We start from the raw sequence: 15656 nt of genomic DNA on the forward strand, positions 1-15656 counted from the left end.
GCCTCCCATTCGCGTTTTGGTTTAAAGTAATGCTACAATAAACCAAAATGATTGCCTTTATGGGAAGGAAAGGGACTTTAAGATGGAAAACGCAAAATCGGGAACCGATCGGTTCAAACGGTTTATTCTGAATAACAAATTCGTTTTGTTTCTGCTTGTGCTGCTGCTAGTCGGGTTAAATATTATGGTGCTTACCAAAATATCATATATCTTTACGCCGATTACGGTGCTCCTTAAAACGCTGCTTTTGCCTGTCATACTAGCGGGAATCGCTTACTATCTGCTTAATCCGATCGTGGATTACTTGGAGCGCAACCGCATTAAAAGGGTGTACTCGATTATTCTGTTATTCCTGCTCGGAGCAGGTCTTATAACGATATTGCTCGTTGCAGTAATTCCTTTTCTTAATGAACAGGCGGTTAGCTTCGTCAACAATTTCCCTAAGTACGGAGAACAGCTGCGCAACAATTTCGAGGGCTTTATGGATAGTCCCGGTTTTATGCAGATTCAGGAGTGGTTTAATTTAAATCCATCGGAGCTATCCGGCAATATCACAGAGCAGGCAACCTCGCTGCTGAATGGCACGCTGTCGAGTGTAGGATCGTTTGTAGGTGCGATTAAGGAAGTATTTCTAGCTATTGTGACGCTGCCGTTCATTTTGTTCTATCTTCTCAAGGATGGCAAGCATTTGCCGCAAGCGATTGTCCGTTTTCTGCCTAACCAGCTGCAGCCGCAGTCGAAACGAATTATGGCAGAAATGAATGGCCAGATCAGCAGCTATATCAGAGGCCAGATTATCGTCAGCTTCTGCATTGGCATGCTGCTGTATATCGGATATTTGATTATTGGATTGGAGTATTCGCTTGTCCTTGCGTTAGTTGCAGCCTGCACGAGTGTGATTCCTTACCTCGGGCCTGCTATTGCGATTACGCCTGCTTTGGTCGTAGCGCTCGTCACATCCCCTGTTATGCTGCTGAAGATGATCGTCATTTGGACGATTGTTCAACTCATAGAAGGCAAATTCATCTCGCCGCAGATTATGGGCAAAAGCCTGCAGATCCATCCGATCACGATCATATTCGTCATCTTGACGGCGGGGAACCTGTTCGGGCTAGCGGGAATCGTGTTAGCCGTTCCTGGGTATGCGGTGCTGAAGGTCATTGTCATTCACTTGTATGATTGGTTCACAAGCCGTTCTTCGCTATACAAGGAAGAGCTGCGCGAGGATCAGCTGTCATAGCTGTCATAGCATACGGAAGCGGTTCAACAGCTTGTAGTATAAATAAACAATTCCAAAGGCCAGAACATAGGACAAGAATGTATAGCCGATATTCCAACCGTTTCCGTAGGACACTTTGCCGAATAGCAAGGCAATGAATTCAAGCAGTGTCGTAAAAAAGATAAACAAAAACAAAACGAGCGCCGTCTTGCTCTTGTGATGTTGAATGGTCCTAATCATATAGCTGCCAAGGATGGGGTAAATGCCAAGGCCAAGCGGCATGGCGGAGACGGATTCGTCATTCGGGATAAACGGCGTAAAGTCCCAGAATCCCATCTGGAAGCCAAGCGAGTTGATGACTAAGGAAGCCACTGCACCAATCGGACAGATGAGAGCTAAGACTCTCGGCTTCTTACGTATAAGTGGAATAGCAGCGAGCCAAGGAATAACCAAACCACAAATGATATTAAGGACCATATCAATATGCATGTTTATTCCTCTCCTTTTCTTTTTTATTAAGATGCCCTTGATCTCAGCCCGTATATTCATGCGACAAAAAACAAGGCAGAGGTCATTGGACATCTGCCTTGTTACTTATTATCTTATTAGCCGATTTCAGGTTTAAGCAAAGACTGTCGCGGTGTAATCGTCAGCTCTACTTTGTTGATGCGGTGCTTGCTTACCTCGCGGATCGTGAAGGTCAAATGATGAAAGTCCAACTTCTTGCCGGGTTTTGCTTCTTCCATCTCACTGTAAAGCCAACCGCCAACGGTATCAACTTCCTCATGAGTCAGCTCCGTACCAATCAGGTCGCCAAGCTCGGTAAGCGATACTTTGCCGTCCAGGAGATAGGACGTCTCGGATATCTTCTCAATGTCCTTACGTTCGTCGGCATCGAATTCGTCCCGGATATCTCCGACAATTTCCTCAAGGATATCCTCAATGGTAACAAGTCCGGAAGTGCCGCCATATTCATCGACAACAATGGCAAAATGTACGCGCTCCTGCTGCATACGCGTCAGCAAGGTTTTGACAGGCAGCACCTCAGCTACGGACATGACCGGCTGGATGAGGGTTTGCAAATCAATTTGCTTGTTCTCTTGATACTGAAGGAACAGCTGCTTGGTATTGATCATGCCAACGATATTGTCCTTGCTGTCGCCGGCAACAGGAAAGCGGGTATATTGCTCCTTGCGGATGATGTCCATATTTTGCTGCAAGGTATTGTTTTTATATAGTACGGTCATATCAGTACGCGGAACCATAATTTCTTTTGCCAAAATTTCATCAAAAGCAAATATGCGGTTTACATAACCATATTCCGTCGTGTTGATTTTGCCGCTTTCAAGGCTGTCGCTTAATATAATTTGAATTTCTTCTTCGCTATGGGCATTCTCATGCTCCTTGGCCGGCTTCAAGCCGAACAAACGAACTAATGCATTAGCTGAACCGTTTAAGAGCCAGATAAATGGGTACATGACCTTGTAGAACAGAATAATCGGTTTAACAACGGCGAAGCTGACAAGCTCTGCCTTCTGAATCGCAATGCTCTTCGGAGCAAGCTCGCCGATGACAACATGCAGGAACGTTACGCCGATAAAGGCAATGACGAATGAAAGAATGTGGCTAAGATCGCTGTTGAGCTGCCATGTTTCGAATAGCGGGAGCAATAATTTCTCTACCGTTGGCTCTCCGAGCCATCCGAGTCCAAGCGCTGTAATGGTTATGCCGAGCTGACAAGCCGATAGGTATCCATCTAAATTACTGACTACACGTTGAACGGCAATCGCGTTTTTCTTGCCCTCAACGACTAATTGATCAACTCGGCTGGTCCGAAGCTTGATAATGGCAAATTCAGTAGCAACGAAAAAAGCAGTGAGCACAATTAGTAAAGCAAATAATACTAGATTAAGTCCTATACCCATATGAAATATTCACGATCCTTCTTGTTTCGATTTTTTGGTTTCATTTAATAGTACGAACTTTCTGCCAATTCTTCAAACCTCTGAATCGGTGATAAATTGCGGTAAGCGTTCAATTAAGCGCATTTGGAGCGTTGGGCTAATCGATATTAGACATTTTCTTTAAATTACGAGGTAATGTTAATGGTTTTAAGAGTAGTTCTTATGAACTTATTAAAAGAACAAAAAAGAACGGCAGAAGGCCGTCCCATTTTGAAGCAATAGAATTAAAATTTGCTGGCTTGCTGCTCTGACCAGTCGCCTATAACAGGAAGCTTATTGAGCTTGCCTTGCAGCGTAAGCAGCATAAGGCCAATCCACAGAACAAAGCCGACAGGCACAAGCAGCAACCCAAGCAACCAGCCGATAACGGGAATAAAGCCAAATAGCAGGTTAAGGACGATGAGAGCGACTGACACTACGATCGATTGCACAGCATGCAGTCTGACGAAGCGGCTGTTCTTCTCTAGAACTAGGAATATAATGCCGGTAATAAAGCCGCCGAGGTAGCAAAGCAAGCCCGCTACTTTAGGGTCCAGGCCGGTTGAGGAGCTGTCCGGTTTCAAGGATGGGGGATGATCCATAATTTTCACCCTTTCTATAATTGCATATACTTTCCTGATTGTATTCGCCGCGAGTTAGGACTAGACCTCTTTATATTATAAAAAAATATCCATTTCTGGTATGATTCCATTGTAAAAGTTTTGTAACCTGTTTCGACAATATATCGTCTAAACTGAGAATGCGTGTTTATAAAAGAATAGACCAGATAGGAGAATTCATCATATTATGAATAAACGTAAATGGATGTATGCAGCGTCAGCCGCAGTGGTTATCCTTGCCGTTACTGTTTTTTTCAATCGCGGGGCATTGGCTATGCTGGGATTCGATTGGTTTCTGGAAGGACATGTGGAGAAGCAGCTGGAGCAAACCTATAAACCGATAGATGGACGGGAACCCATTCCGGTTAGTACAATAGATAAGAATCAGGATCCGTTCTCCGTACTTCTGCTCGGTGTCGATCAGCGAGGCAAGGAGATCGGGCGCTCTGATACGATGATCTACACGGTTGTTCGTCCCAATGATGGAGATATGCTGATGGTTTCGATTCCTCGGGATATGTATGTGGAGATCGTGGGCAAGGACAAAGAGGATAAAATTACACATGCATATGCGTATGGCGGAGCAGGAATGGCGATGGACACCGTACAAAAGTTTTTAGATGCGCCGATTAATTATTACGCTTCTATTAACTTCGAAGGCTTCCGCAATGTGATAGACACGCTTGGCGGCATGTCGCTCCCTATTGAAGAGGACATGATTAATGATGACGCCGACCACGAGAAATTCGTCATCAAAGCAGGGCAAGAAAGCTATAATGGTCAAGATACGCTAAATTACGTGAGATATCGTGAGGATGCAGGCGGAGATATGAACCGTACGGAACGGCATCAAATCTTTCTGGGCCTTCTCATGGACAAAGCAAAGCAAATGAATCAATGGTCCAAAATTCCCGATCTAATGAATATTATGGGCGAAAATTTCAGCACGGATATGCGTCCGCAGCAGCTCGTCGATCTAGGCCAAAGCATGCTGCAGGCGAAGGATAGGAATATTTACAGTCACTCTCTGCTTGGAAGCGGCCATCGTTTGAAGAACGGCGGGCCATGGTATTATTTTGCCGATGAAGAGGATTTGTCGAAGGTACAGACGATGATTAAGAGCTGGTTGAACGCAGATGCGCCTGCATCCAGCTTGATATTGCCGGATAAGTACACAGTGAACAAGGTGAAAGAGGTAGGCTCGCTATCGAGCAGCGAAGAAGCCTCCAAGCAGTAATTCTGCTTGCTCCGATCCGTCTGCTGCCTTCGGCCAACACGAATAGGGGAAACAGCAAACGGAACGGAGTTGTTGGGGAATATGAATATTGCTTTCTTTTTATTGCCGAAACAGGAGGTCGTGTGCCTCACGCAGGATGCGACGCTTAGACAGACGCTTGAGCGCATGGAATACCACAGATATACGGCAGTACCTATTATTAATGATGACGGCGGTTATGCAGGTACGGTGACGGAAGGCGATCTTCTATGGTACATCAAGGACCATGCCGATTTGACGCTGGATCAGACCAATAAGATCAGGCTTGCGGATGTGCCGCTTCGTATGAACAACAAGACCGTTCGGATCGATGCCAATATGGATGACCTGATCTCGCTCGCGAAGCTGCAAAACTTCGTGCCCGTCGTCGATGATATGAACCGGTTTATCGGCATCGTTCGGAGAAGCGAAATTATCGATTACTGCCAGAAAATTATTATGGAGCAGCATAACGTGCTGCAGGACAAATAGCCGGTACGGCTCCTGTAATGGCGCGCAGGTACTAAGTTTAAGCTCAGCAGGGCAATCTAATAAAAATGGAGACGGAATGGCATGACTGTTCCGTCTTTTTTGTTTTTTCGGGTGAAGCGGGGCGTTGGCGTGAATGTGCGTGATATGTTTTGCTTTTATGCTATAATGAGTTGTAAAAGTTTCGTAAGAAACCAGATTATATAAGCAAGAGGTGAACGGTTTGAGAACCGGCTTGAAACCAGTGCTGTGGAGCTGTGCGGCACTCCTTTTATTATTGACCCTGTTAGTACCGCTCTTGAATGTTTTTGCCATGCTGCTGCTTATGGTGCCGTATGTGGTGCTTTATACGACCTTGTCGCCCAAAGCGTTCGCGCTGCATCTGCTGCCCGTTTGGGTGCTGGCATTTTTTATCGGTGGTCCAGCTACGCTTATTATCGGATTGTTTTTTCTCATCCCGTCCATTGTGATGGGCCACTTGTATATTAAGCAAGCGCCTGCTTCGAGGGTGGTTCGGACGGTCGGCGTTGTCGTTCTGGCGCAGTTGATGCTAGAGCTGCTCGTATTTGAGGTGTTCTTGGATCTGTCGCTCATCAAAGAGCTGAGCTCATTCATTCGCGTGTCTGTTGAAGACCTTATGTCTCAAAGCCTGCTGCCAACCGAATGGGATTCCAGCCTAACGGAGCTGGTTATTCAAACGATGATCAACTCTATTCCGGTAACCTTTATTATGATCTCCTTTACGATCACCGCAATTGCGCAGTTTTTAGGTCGCAGAGCCGTGAAATGGAGCGGCGGTCCAGAGGTGCCAAGATTCACGCGTGCAAGGGAATGGCGGCTTCCGCGCCTGCTTGTCGTGTTGTACTTAATTACGTATGTAATGGAGCTATTCTCATCCACAACGAACGAGTCTTTCTTTTCGGTCGCTTTACTGAACCTGGTTCCTTTGCTTAGTTTTGTTTTTGCGTTTCAGGCTGTCGGATTTTTCTTCTTTCTCGCTCACCAGCGAGGATGGAATAAAGCGGTGCCGGTGCTTATTGCAATTCCGGTGCTATTGTTCCCGCCGCTTAGCTTAATTGGTGTGCTGGATACTGCTTTCCCAATCCGCAAGTCTTTTACGAAACCATAGCACAGGAGCGGATAGGAAATGCCGAAGTTTTTGGTTACGCGTTGGCATGGCATGCATCAGGTATGGGCTTTTGTCCTGATGGTGTTCATGTCGGTGGCGCTTGCTTGGTTTGAATGGCTGCTTGGCCTGCTCGGGCTGCTGCTTACCGGCGGGGTTTTGGTTTATACCGTAATGGCGGAGCGGGCTTTCCGCAAAGATCTTAAAACATATTTGGGCACATTGTCATATCGGGTGAAGAAAGCGGGCAACGACGTTGTCAGCGAGCTTCCCTTCGGAATTATTTTATATAACGAGGATCGAATCGTAGAGTGGCATAATCCTTATATAGCGGATATGACAGGATTGGAAACGGTCATTGGCGTACCGCTTGCCGAGATATTCCCTTCCTTGCAGCAGGTAAAGGAGCGGGAAGGCACCGTGGAAGCGACGGTGGGCTCGCAGGTATACCAACTGATCTTCAAGCCGAAGGAACGAATCCTGTACGTGAAAAATATTACGGAGCTTTGGCAGCTTGGCCGTAAATATGATGATGAGAAGCTCGTGCTTGGCGTTGTCATGATTGATAACCTTGAGGAAGTAACGCAGGGCCTTGATGATCATCAGCGCAGCTCGATGCTGGCAAAGGTTACAACGGAGATTACGGAATGGGCACAGAAATACCAAATTTATTTGAAAAGGCTCACCTCGGACCGGTTCCTGCTTGTAACCGATCAGCGCACGCTGAAGCAGCTGGAGCAATCCCGCTTTATCGTGCTGGACGAAGTAAGAGAAATTACAGGCGATCACAAAATCCCTGTCACGCTAAGCATTGGGTTCGCCGCGGGTGCCGAGCATATTATCGAGCTTGGCCAATGGGCGCACACAAGCCTTGATATTGCGCTCGGTCGCGGCGGAGACCAGGCTGCCGTTAAGGTGGGGAGTCGGCAGTCGTTCTACGGCGGCAAGTCGAATGCCGTAGAGAAGCGGACGCGGGTTCGCGCCCGTGTCGTTGCACATGCGCTCCGTGATTTGATTCGCGAGAGTCATAATGTTGTCATCATGGGCCACAAAATGCCGGATATGGATGCAATCGGCGCGGCAATCGGCGTAATGAAAGCGGCGCAGCTGTTTGGCAAGGAAGCTTATATCGTATTAGAGGGTGTCAATCCTGCTATCCAGAAGATGATGGAGCTTATCAGGGAAGACGAGAAGCTGTCTAAGCGATTCGTATCGCCTGAGCAAGCGACGGCGCTCATTACGCCGCAGACGCTCGCGGTCGTCGTTGATACGCATAAGGTGTCGATGGTGAAGGAGCCGAAGCTGCTTACGCAAACGGACCGTATCGTCGTAATTGATCATCATCGCCGCAGCGAGGAATTTATCGCTAATGCGATATTGGTCTACATGGAGCCGTACGCTTCGTCGACTTGCGAGCTCGTTACGGAGCTGCTTCAATATATACATGACCGTGTCGTACTCGATGTTAGGGAGTCCACGGCGCTCCTTGCGGGCATCACTGTGGATACGAAGAGCTTCTCGCTCCGCACGGGAGCGAGAACGTTCGAGGCTGCCTCATTCCTGCGCCGCAATGGCGCTGACTCGATGATGATTCAGCGGATGCTGAAGGAGGATCTCGAGGAGTACGTACGAAAAGCGGAAATCATTAAGCATGCCGAAGTGCTATACGAGCATGTAGCCATCGCTGTTACGGAGTCTGGCCGCAAATATTCGCAGCTGCTCATTGCTCAATCGGCAGACACGCTGCTGAATATGACCGACATACTGGCTTCCTTTGTTATCGGGGAGCGGGCTGACGGGCTCATCGGCATTAGCGCTCGTTCACTCGGTCATATGAACGTGCAGGTCGTAATGGAAAGAATGGGCGGAGGCGGACACTTGACGAATGCGGCCGCTCAGCTTGAAGGTTCGGTAGTGGAAGTTGCCGAGCGACTGAAACAGGTATTGGACGAAATCGAAACGGAAGAGGGGTTATTTGAATGAAAGTGATCTTTTTGCAGGATGTTAAAGGACAAGGGAAGAAAGGCCAAGTAAAGGATCTTTCCGAAGGATATGTACGTAATTTTTTATTGCCGCAAGGACTGGCGAAGCTGGCGTCTGACGGCAACCTGAAGACGCTTGAGGTTCAGACAGCTTCGGAACAGAAGCGTAAGGAGAAAGAAAAGGAAGACGCGCAGGCGCTTGGCAAGAAAATGGAGGAAATGACGGTTGTCATTAAAACCAAAGCAGGCGAAGGCGGAAGATTGTTCGGTGCCATCACGAGCAAGCAAATCGGTGAAGCTCTGGCAGCGCAAGGCATTAAAATCGACAAACGCAAAATCGAGCTGGATGATCCGATCCGTACGCTAGGCGTAACTCAGGTCATTGTTAAGCTTCACCCTGAAGTAAAGGCAAAGCTAAGCGTTCAGGCAAGCGAAGAATAGAAAGCGACCCGGGCTTGTGCAGCAAATTTGCTACGCAAGCCTTCGCTTATGTATAGGATGCGGGTTTGCGTAGCAAACCTAAGTTAATGCTTACGAAGTAGGTTTGCTACGCAAACCTTTTAGGAGGTTCCCAATGAGTAACGAGCTGATGTTTGACCGAGTTCCCCCGCAAAATCTAGAGGCTGAACAAGCTGTTATCGGAGCCATATTGCTGCAGTCGGAAGCGCTCATCACGGCGATGGAGCGGGTGCGCAGCGAAGATTTCTACAGCGGTCCCCATAGACAAATCTACGAAGCGATGGTTGAGATTGCTGAGAACAACCAACCGGTCGATCTCGTGACCTTGACCGCGCATTTGCAGGATCAGCATCTGCTTGAAGAAATCGGCGGCGTCAGCTATTTGGCGAAGCTGGCCAATTCGGTGCCGACTGCCGCGAATGTTGATTATTACGCGCAGATCGTCGAAGAGAAATCGATGCTTAGGCGTTTAATTCGTACCGCGACGAATATCGTTTCCGATGGTTATGCCAATTCCGATGATGTTGGCGTCCTGCTTGGGGACGCAGAGAAACAAATTCTAGAGATATCGAATCGCCGTTCCGGCAGCGGATTCATCTCCATCAGGGACGTGCTGATGGAGGTATTCGAGAAGGTTGAGCAGCTTTATCAGGACAAGGGAGGCACGACGGGCATTCCGTCGGGCTTTACCGATCTAGACCGGATGACCGCCGGCTTCCAGCGAAGCGACTTGATTATCGTTGCAGCGCGTCCTTCCGTAGGTAAAACGGCATTCGCGCTGAACGTTGCGCAAAATGTCGGCGTGCGCGCGAGAGAGACTGTGGCCATATTCAGTCTGGAGATGTCAGCGGCTCAACTGGTTCAACGTATGATCTGCGCCGAAGCAAATGTGGATGCACAGCGCATGCGTACAGGCCACCTGGAAGGTGACGATTGGGAAAAGCTCACGATGGCAATCGGCTCCTTGTCGGAAGCGCAAATTTTTATCGATGACACGCCGGGGATTACGGTAGCTGAGATTCGTGCCAAATGCCGTCGTCTGAAGAAGGAAAAAGGGCTCGGCATGATTATGATCGATTACTTGCAGCTGATTTCCGGCCGTGGTAAAGCGGGCGAGAACAGGCAGCAGGAGGTATCCGAGATTTCGCGGACGCTGAAGCAAATCGCGCGTGAGCTTGAGGTTCCGGTTATTGCGCTTTCGCAGCTCAGCCGGGGTGTTGAGCAGCGGCAGGATAAACGCCCGATGATGTCCGATCTTCGGGAATCGGGTTCGATTGAGCAAGATGCTGATATCGTTTCCTTCCTTTACCGGGATGACTACTACGATAAAGAGTCCGAGAAAAAAGATATTATCGAAATTATTATCGCTAAACAGCGTAACGGACCGGTTGGCACGGTCGAGCTGGTGTTCCTCAAAAAGTACAATAAATTCGTCAGCATAGACCGCGCGCATCAGGATCCGATGCAAGCCTCTTAATATCCGAACAATTGCATGGGCAGCTATGCAATTGTTCGTTTTTAGTTTGACTTCTAGCAGATGGACTGCTACACTATTAATGCTGTCTTTTGACTGATATCACGTAGCAATTATGTCTTTTCTTATGAAGGACATCGCGTGCTGCAGCATTTGGACGGTAATTTTCGGTGCTTATAAACACCGGACGGGGGTATAATTATGTCTACGGTTGTTGTTGTTGGTACACAGTGGGGAGACGAAGGTAAAGGCAAAATCACTGATTACTTGGCAGAGGGAGCCGACGTCGTCGCTCGTTACCAAGGGGGAAACAATGCCGGACACACGATCCTTATTGATAACAAAAAGTATAAATTGACGATGATTCCATCGGGTATTTTCAACCATAATAAAACTTGCGTCATCGGCAACGGGATGGTTATCAACCCCGAAGCTCTGATCGACGAAATTAACTATATTCATGATAACGGCTTCTCAACGGACAACTTGAAAATCAGTGACCGCGCGCATGTTATTATGCCTTACCATCTTGTGCTTGACGGCCTTGAAGAAGACCGCAAAGGCGACAATAAGATTGGTACGACTCGCAAAGGAATTGGCCCTTGCTATATGGACAAAGCAGCTCGCAACGGTATCCGTATCGCTGATTTGATGGATGCAGAGGAATTCGAAACAAGAGTTCGCAGCATCATCATCGAGAAAAACCAATTGATCGAGCAGGTCTACGGAGGCTCGCATTTGGATGCGGATTCCATCGTTCGCGACTATCTTGGATTCGCTGAAGTTCTGCGCAAATATGTGACAGACACGTCCGTTGTGCTTAACGATGCAATCGATGCAGGTCAGAAGGTGCTGTTCGAAGGCGCACAAGGCGTTATGCTTGATATTGACCAAGGCACTTATCCGTATGTAACCTCCTCCAACCCATCGGCTGGCGGCGTATGTATCGGTTCGGGCGTAGGCCCATCAAAGATTCAGCAAGTAATCGGCGTTGCCAAAGCGTATACAACCCGTGTAGGCGACGGTCCTTTCCCGACGGAGCAGGATAATGAAATCGGTCAATTGATTCGCGATAAAGGCCATGAATATGGCACCGTAACAGGCCGTCCGCGCCGCGTCGGCTGGTTCGATACGGTTGTCGTTCGCCATGCGCGCCGCGTAAGCGGCATTACGGGTCTATCTCTGAATTCACTAGATGTGCTTACAGGTCTTGAAACGGTAAAGATCTGCACAGGCTACAAGCTGCGCGGCGAAGTGATCGAAACGTATCCGGCGAGCCTCAAAATGGTTTCGGAGTGCGAAGCGATCTACGAGGAGCACCCAGGCTGGTCAGAAGATATCTCCAATGCCAAGACGCTTGAGGATCTGCCAGTGAATACACGCAACTACTTGAACCGCGTATCAGAGCTTACAGGTATTCCGATTGCGATCTTCTCCGTAGGACGCAACCGTGAGCAAACGAACCCGGTTCGCCCAATTTACGAATAGAATGCTAACATAGAAGGATGGCCCTGAGGCCATCCTTTTTTGCATGTTTTGGCATAAGTGAGAATGCCCGTCCCTTTTGTTGACCATAATGGTATATAACAGATTATGGTAACGTCAGCTTTTGAAGAAATAAAGCTAGGCTGCGTAACGAAGGGAATGTGGCAAATGTTGAAACGAATCGGATGGCTGGGTAAGCTGGTTGCTTCAGGACTGATTCTAAGCTTCCTATGCATATGGACCACCGGATATATTGTTACTAGTTATGTAGAGTCTATATTAAAACAATTCAATCTTCCGCTTGAGGTGCCGCCTATGGCAATGTCAGGCGTATGGGGCAAGCTCTGGGGAGCTGACCCGTTAGTGACGACGGATATTGCAGAACAAACGGAAGCGCAAGAGCAAGAGAATACGAAAGACACTTCGGAAGCGAAAACCGAGGATACTCCAGAAGCGGGTAATGAAGATAGTCCGAAAGCGAGTACTGAGAATAATACAAACGCGAATACGGAGGATAAAACAGAAGCCAATGCGCAGCAAGAGACGGAGAAAGATCCTCCGGCATCGGTAGATGCTTTCAGCCAAGCATCGGATCCTCCGCTGACGGATATTGGAATCGGTGGAGGCACACAGGCGGGTGCCGGTTCGGCGCCAGATAGCGGGACCGTCGTGGAGGAAGGCGTGGCCGGAATTGATGGCAGTGAAACGGCAATGACAACCGATGAGTTGACGGAAGTGAAGGAACAGATGTCCGACAAGGACAAGGATGAGCTATTTGGCCTATTAATGAGCAAATTGCCCCAGGAATCATGGCAAACCATCTCACAATATATCGAAAATGGGCTGACGGAACAGGAGCTGACAGCTATCCAACAGATCATGGCACAGCATCTCGACAAGACGGAATATACCCAAATGATGGACATTCTGAAGAAATATTAATATTACGAACGTCTTGTAAAGGTTGCTCCAATTGTTGGGCATATGTTAAAGTATTAGGCGAGTGATCCGACAGGATAATTCGCCTTTTTTTATTGTCGGAAGCCAGAAAAATAGTTGCATAAGCGCGAAAAGGAGACAATCATGACCGTTTTCAGGGACAAGGGTCGGATTCAGAAGGTATGGAATCAATCGATTCAGTACTTTCGGCGTGACCGATCGCAACACTTGAGTGGCAAGAAACAGCAACAACCTGCAAGCGATAAGGCCAAATTGCCTATATGGCGGAAGAAACCGGTTCAATTGGCAGGGGGAGCTCTCGTTCTCCTCACAGTAGCAGGATTTAGCGGAATCCAATATGTCCAAGCAAACACAGTCGAATTTTATAACGTATATATGAATGGCACAGCGGTTGGAACCGTAAGCGACCCACAGGAAGTAGAACAGCTCGTTCTTCTGGAGACAGAAGAGGTTCAGCAAGCAAATCCAGGTCTTAACATGGTGCTTGATACGGGTACGATTACATACGAAGCTACTGAAGCCTTCAAAGGAACGCCTGAAACGGATGTCACATTGGACAAGCTCGAGGGCTTGTTTGCATCTCATGCGGTTGGCGTAGAGGTAAAGGTAGACGGAAAAGTAATCGGCATCGTAAAGGATCAGCAGACGGCTGATGATGTATTGCTGCGCGTTCAAAGCAAGTTTGCACCTGAGCTTGCGGCAGCGAAGAAAAATCAGAAGGAAGTTAAATCGCTCTCCTTCGATTCTAATGAGAAAGCAGTACCTGCTGCGGAAGCCAAGCCTGCGTCCAAGACGCCGGGGCGTGAAGTAACAGAGGTCGAATTCATAGAAGCTGTTATGACAGAATCAATCGATATCGATCCCGAACAGATTATGGAAGCGGAAGCGATCTATAAGATGCTTGTGCAGGGCAGCATTCAACCTACCAAATACACGGTACAAGCCGGAGATTGCGTCGGCTGTATCGCGCAGAAGTTTGATATTTCTCCTGAAGTCATCTACAAGAATAATGCTTGGATCAAGGATGACAAAATAACGATTGGCGATGTACTCGATCTAACGGTCCTTCAGCCGGAGCTTACGGTTAAAACCATCGAAAATCTGGTTGAGGTCGAGACGATTGAGCCGCCGGTTGAGATTAAGAAAAATGCGGACATGCGTGTCGGCGAATCCAAGACCATTTCAGAAGGCTCGGCTGGCTCGAAGCGATTAACGTACCGCATTACCAAGCAGAACGGTTATGTCGTCTCGGAAGAGCTTCTTACAAAGGAAGTTATCAAAGAAGCAATGCCTAAAATCGTCGAGAGAGGAACAAAGGTTATACTCGGCGAAGGAACAGGACGTTTCGCGATGCCGGTATCCGGATCACGTTTGACGAGCAAGTTCGGCAAACGCTGGGGCCGTATGCATAACGGGATTGATTTGACCGGCAACAAGAATATCCATGCTTCCGATAACGGCATTGTTGAATTTGTCGGCACGAAGCCAGGTCTAGGCAAGACGATCATTATCAACCACAAAAACGGATATACTACGGTCTATGGGCATCTAAACTCATACAAAACAAAGGTAGGCGCCGTTGTCGAGCAAGGCGATACTATCGGTATCATGGGCAGCACAGGAAACTCAACGGGCGTACATTTGCATTTCGAAGTGCATAAGGACGGCGTTCTTCAGAATCCATTAAAGTACTTATAATTTATACCCAAATATAAACAGAAATAATCACTTTCGCTTCATGCGGAGGTGATTTTTTTTGTAAGTAAACGTGTAAAAAGATTGAAAGGAAAAACCTTGCTAACATGAGGGAAGTTTCATTGTGAAGGAATGGATAACGTGTGTTAAAATAGAAGTTACAAGTGTTTATTATAGGACAAGCGACGGGCGGGTGTAGCGATGCACGGAAAAATATTAGTGGTCGATGACGAACAGCCGATAGCCGATATTATAAAGTTTAATTTGGAGAAGGAAGGCCATCAGGTCATTTGCGCCTTTGACGGCGGAGAAGCAGTACGGCTCGCATTTGAGGAGCTGCCTGATTTGATTCTGCTCGACCTGATGCTTCCCGTAAAGGATGGCATGGACGTATGCCGCGAGGTTCGCGCCAAGCTGCAAATGCCGATTATTATGCTGACTGCCAAGGATACGGAAATTGACAAGGTGCTTGGTCTTGAGCTGGGCGCCGACGATTATGTAACGAAACCATTCAGCACGCGAGAGCTGCTGGCGCGCGTGAAGGCGCATTTGCGCAGACAGCAGAAGCCTGCTGGAGCAAATGGCGAGCGTGCAAGCTCCTCCGAGGAGCCTGCCGAGCAGGAACAGCAGGGATTCAAGCTGTTTAATTTGTTTATTGATACCGATATGTACGTCGTTTATAAGGACGGTGAGCCGCTTGACCTTACTCATCGCGAATATGAGCTGGTGTATTATATGGCTCGCAACAGCGGCAAGGTGATGACGCGCGAGCATTTGCTGCAGGCGGTGTGGGGCTTTGAGTATTTTGGAGATGTGCGGACAGTGGACGTAACGATTAGGAGACTCCGCGAGAAAATCGAGGATGACCCAAGTCGTCCGGAGTATATTATGACCCGGCGCGGCCTCGGATACATGATGCGCAATTCCAAGTCCGGAGGCTTCGCGTAGG

General features: G+C 48.0%; 14 protein-coding genes. 11 read left to right on the forward strand and 3 right to left on the reverse strand.

Annotation, left to right across the window (positions count from 1 at the left end; genetic code table 11):
• Window positions 1-82 precede the first annotated feature (82 nt).
• Window positions 83-1240, forward strand: a complete 1158-nt coding sequence (locus AB4Z29_RS09665; RefSeq protein ID WP_441942851.1) for an AI-2E family transporter — start codon at window positions 83-85, stop codon at window positions 1238-1240.
• A gap of 3 nt (window positions 1241-1243) precedes the next feature.
• On the opposite strand, the gene AB4Z29_RS09670 is transcribed toward AB4Z29_RS09665, so the two are convergent.
• The 3 genes from AB4Z29_RS09670 to AB4Z29_RS09680 all read right to left on the reverse strand — a co-directional run bounded on the left by AB4Z29_RS09670 (window position 1244) and on the right by AB4Z29_RS09680 (window position 3764).
• Complete coding sequence (locus tag AB4Z29_RS09670) at window positions 1244-1708, reverse strand: CBO0543 family protein (protein WP_441942852.1); 465 nt, start codon at window positions 1706-1708, stop codon at window positions 1244-1246.
• A gap of 116 nt (window positions 1709-1824) precedes the next feature.
• Complete coding sequence (locus AB4Z29_RS09675; protein WP_441942853.1) at window positions 1825-3144, reverse strand: hemolysin family protein; 1320 nt, start codon at window positions 3142-3144, stop codon at window positions 1825-1827.
• A gap of 263 nt (window positions 3145-3407) precedes the next feature.
• Window positions 3408-3764: a DUF4870 domain-containing protein gene (locus tag AB4Z29_RS09680; protein ID WP_312890899.1), complete on the reverse strand. Its 357-nt coding sequence runs from the start codon at window positions 3762-3764 to the stop codon at window positions 3408-3410.
• A gap of 205 nt (window positions 3765-3969) precedes the next feature.
• Between AB4Z29_RS09680 and AB4Z29_RS09685 the strand changes: the two genes are divergently transcribed.
• The 10 genes from AB4Z29_RS09685 (at window position 3970) to yycF (ending at window position 15655) form a co-directional block, all read left to right on the forward strand.
• Window positions 3970-5019, forward strand: coding sequence for an LCP family protein (locus AB4Z29_RS09685; RefSeq protein ID WP_441942854.1), 1050 nt, complete (start codon window positions 3970-3972; stop codon window positions 5017-5019).
• Between the two features lie 81 nt (window positions 5020-5100).
• Window positions 5101-5529 (forward strand): CBS domain-containing protein, encoded by a 429-nt coding sequence (locus AB4Z29_RS09690; RefSeq protein ID WP_441942855.1) that lies wholly within the window; start codon window positions 5101-5103, stop codon window positions 5527-5529.
• 220 nt (window positions 5530-5749) lie between these two features.
• Window positions 5750-6655 (forward strand): DUF2232 domain-containing protein, encoded by a 906-nt coding sequence (locus AB4Z29_RS09695; protein ID WP_441942856.1) that lies wholly within the window; start codon window positions 5750-5752, stop codon window positions 6653-6655.
• Between the two features lie 18 nt (window positions 6656-6673).
• Window positions 6674-8635 (forward strand): DHH family phosphoesterase, encoded by a 1962-nt coding sequence (locus tag AB4Z29_RS09700; protein ID WP_441942857.1) that lies wholly within the window; start codon window positions 6674-6676, stop codon window positions 8633-8635.
• Complete coding sequence (gene rplI, locus AB4Z29_RS09705) at window positions 8632-9075, forward strand: 50S ribosomal protein L9 (protein WP_441942858.1); 444 nt, start codon at window positions 8632-8634, stop codon at window positions 9073-9075. The genes AB4Z29_RS09700 and rplI overlap by 4 nt, the downstream gene beginning before the upstream one ends.
• Window positions 9076-9208: 133 nt before the next feature.
• The gene (gene dnaB, locus AB4Z29_RS09710) at window positions 9209-10570 is read left to right on the forward strand and encodes a replicative DNA helicase (protein WP_183563370.1); all 1362 of its coding nucleotides are present in this window, start codon (window positions 9209-9211) and stop codon (window positions 10568-10570) included.
• 198 nt (window positions 10571-10768) lie between these two features.
• A complete protein-coding gene (locus tag AB4Z29_RS09715; protein WP_441942859.1) occupies window positions 10769-12055 on the forward strand; it encodes an adenylosuccinate synthase in 1287 nt (428 codons plus the stop codon).
• A 165-nt stretch (window positions 12056-12220) separates the two neighbouring features.
• On the forward strand, window positions 12221-12994 hold the full coding sequence (locus tag AB4Z29_RS09720; RefSeq protein ID WP_441942860.1) for a hypothetical protein: 774 nt from the start codon (window positions 12221-12223) through the stop codon (window positions 12992-12994).
• A 141-nt stretch (window positions 12995-13135) separates the two neighbouring features.
• Window positions 13136-14710, forward strand: a complete 1575-nt coding sequence (locus AB4Z29_RS09725; protein WP_441942861.1) for a peptidoglycan DD-metalloendopeptidase family protein — start codon at window positions 13136-13138, stop codon at window positions 14708-14710.
• A 198-nt stretch (window positions 14711-14908) separates the two neighbouring features.
• Window positions 14909-15655 carry a response regulator YycF gene (gene yycF, locus AB4Z29_RS09730; RefSeq protein ID WP_183563358.1) on the forward strand — a complete coding sequence of 249 codons (747 nt, stop codon included), beginning with the start codon at window positions 14909-14911 and terminating at the stop codon, window positions 15653-15655.
• Window position 15656 lies beyond the last annotated feature (1 nt).

The organism is Paenibacillus sp. 2TAB23 (assembly GCF_052115165.1).
GTDB lineage: Bacteria > Bacillota > Bacilli > Paenibacillales > Paenibacillaceae > Pristimantibacillus.

Coding starts and splice junctions, on each gene's coding strand:
- AB4Z29_RS09665 (WP_441942851.1), top strand. CDS start 83: ATGGAAAACGCAAAATCGGGAACCGATCGGTTCAAACGGTTTATTCTG.
- AB4Z29_RS09670 (WP_441942852.1), bottom strand. CDS start 1,708: ATGCATATTGATATGGTCCTTAATATCATTTGTGGTTTGGTTATTCCT.
- AB4Z29_RS09675 (WP_441942853.1), bottom strand. CDS start 3,144: ATGGGTATAGGACTTAATCTAGTATTATTTGCTTTACTAATTGTGCTC.
- AB4Z29_RS09680 (WP_312890899.1), bottom strand. CDS start 3,764: ATGGATCATCCCCCATCCTTGAAACCGGACAGCTCCTCAACCGGCCTG.
- AB4Z29_RS09685 (WP_441942854.1), top strand. CDS start 3,970: ATGAATAAACGTAAATGGATGTATGCAGCGTCAGCCGCAGTGGTTATC.
- AB4Z29_RS09690 (WP_441942855.1), top strand. CDS start 5,101: ATGAATATTGCTTTCTTTTTATTGCCGAAACAGGAGGTCGTGTGCCTC.
- AB4Z29_RS09700 (WP_441942857.1), top strand. CDS start 6,674: ATGCCGAAGTTTTTGGTTACGCGTTGGCATGGCATGCATCAGGTATGG.
- rplI (WP_441942858.1), top strand. CDS start 8,632: ATGAAAGTGATCTTTTTGCAGGATGTTAAAGGACAAGGGAAGAAAGGC.
- dnaB (WP_183563370.1), top strand. CDS start 9,209: ATGAGTAACGAGCTGATGTTTGACCGAGTTCCCCCGCAAAATCTAGAG.
- AB4Z29_RS09715 (WP_441942859.1), top strand. CDS start 10,769: ATGTCTACGGTTGTTGTTGTTGGTACACAGTGGGGAGACGAAGGTAAA.
- AB4Z29_RS09720 (WP_441942860.1), top strand. CDS start 12,221: ATGTTGAAACGAATCGGATGGCTGGGTAAGCTGGTTGCTTCAGGACTG.
- AB4Z29_RS09725 (WP_441942861.1), top strand. CDS start 13,136: ATGACCGTTTTCAGGGACAAGGGTCGGATTCAGAAGGTATGGAATCAA.
- yycF (WP_183563358.1), top strand. CDS start 14,909: ATGCACGGAAAAATATTAGTGGTCGATGACGAACAGCCGATAGCCGAT.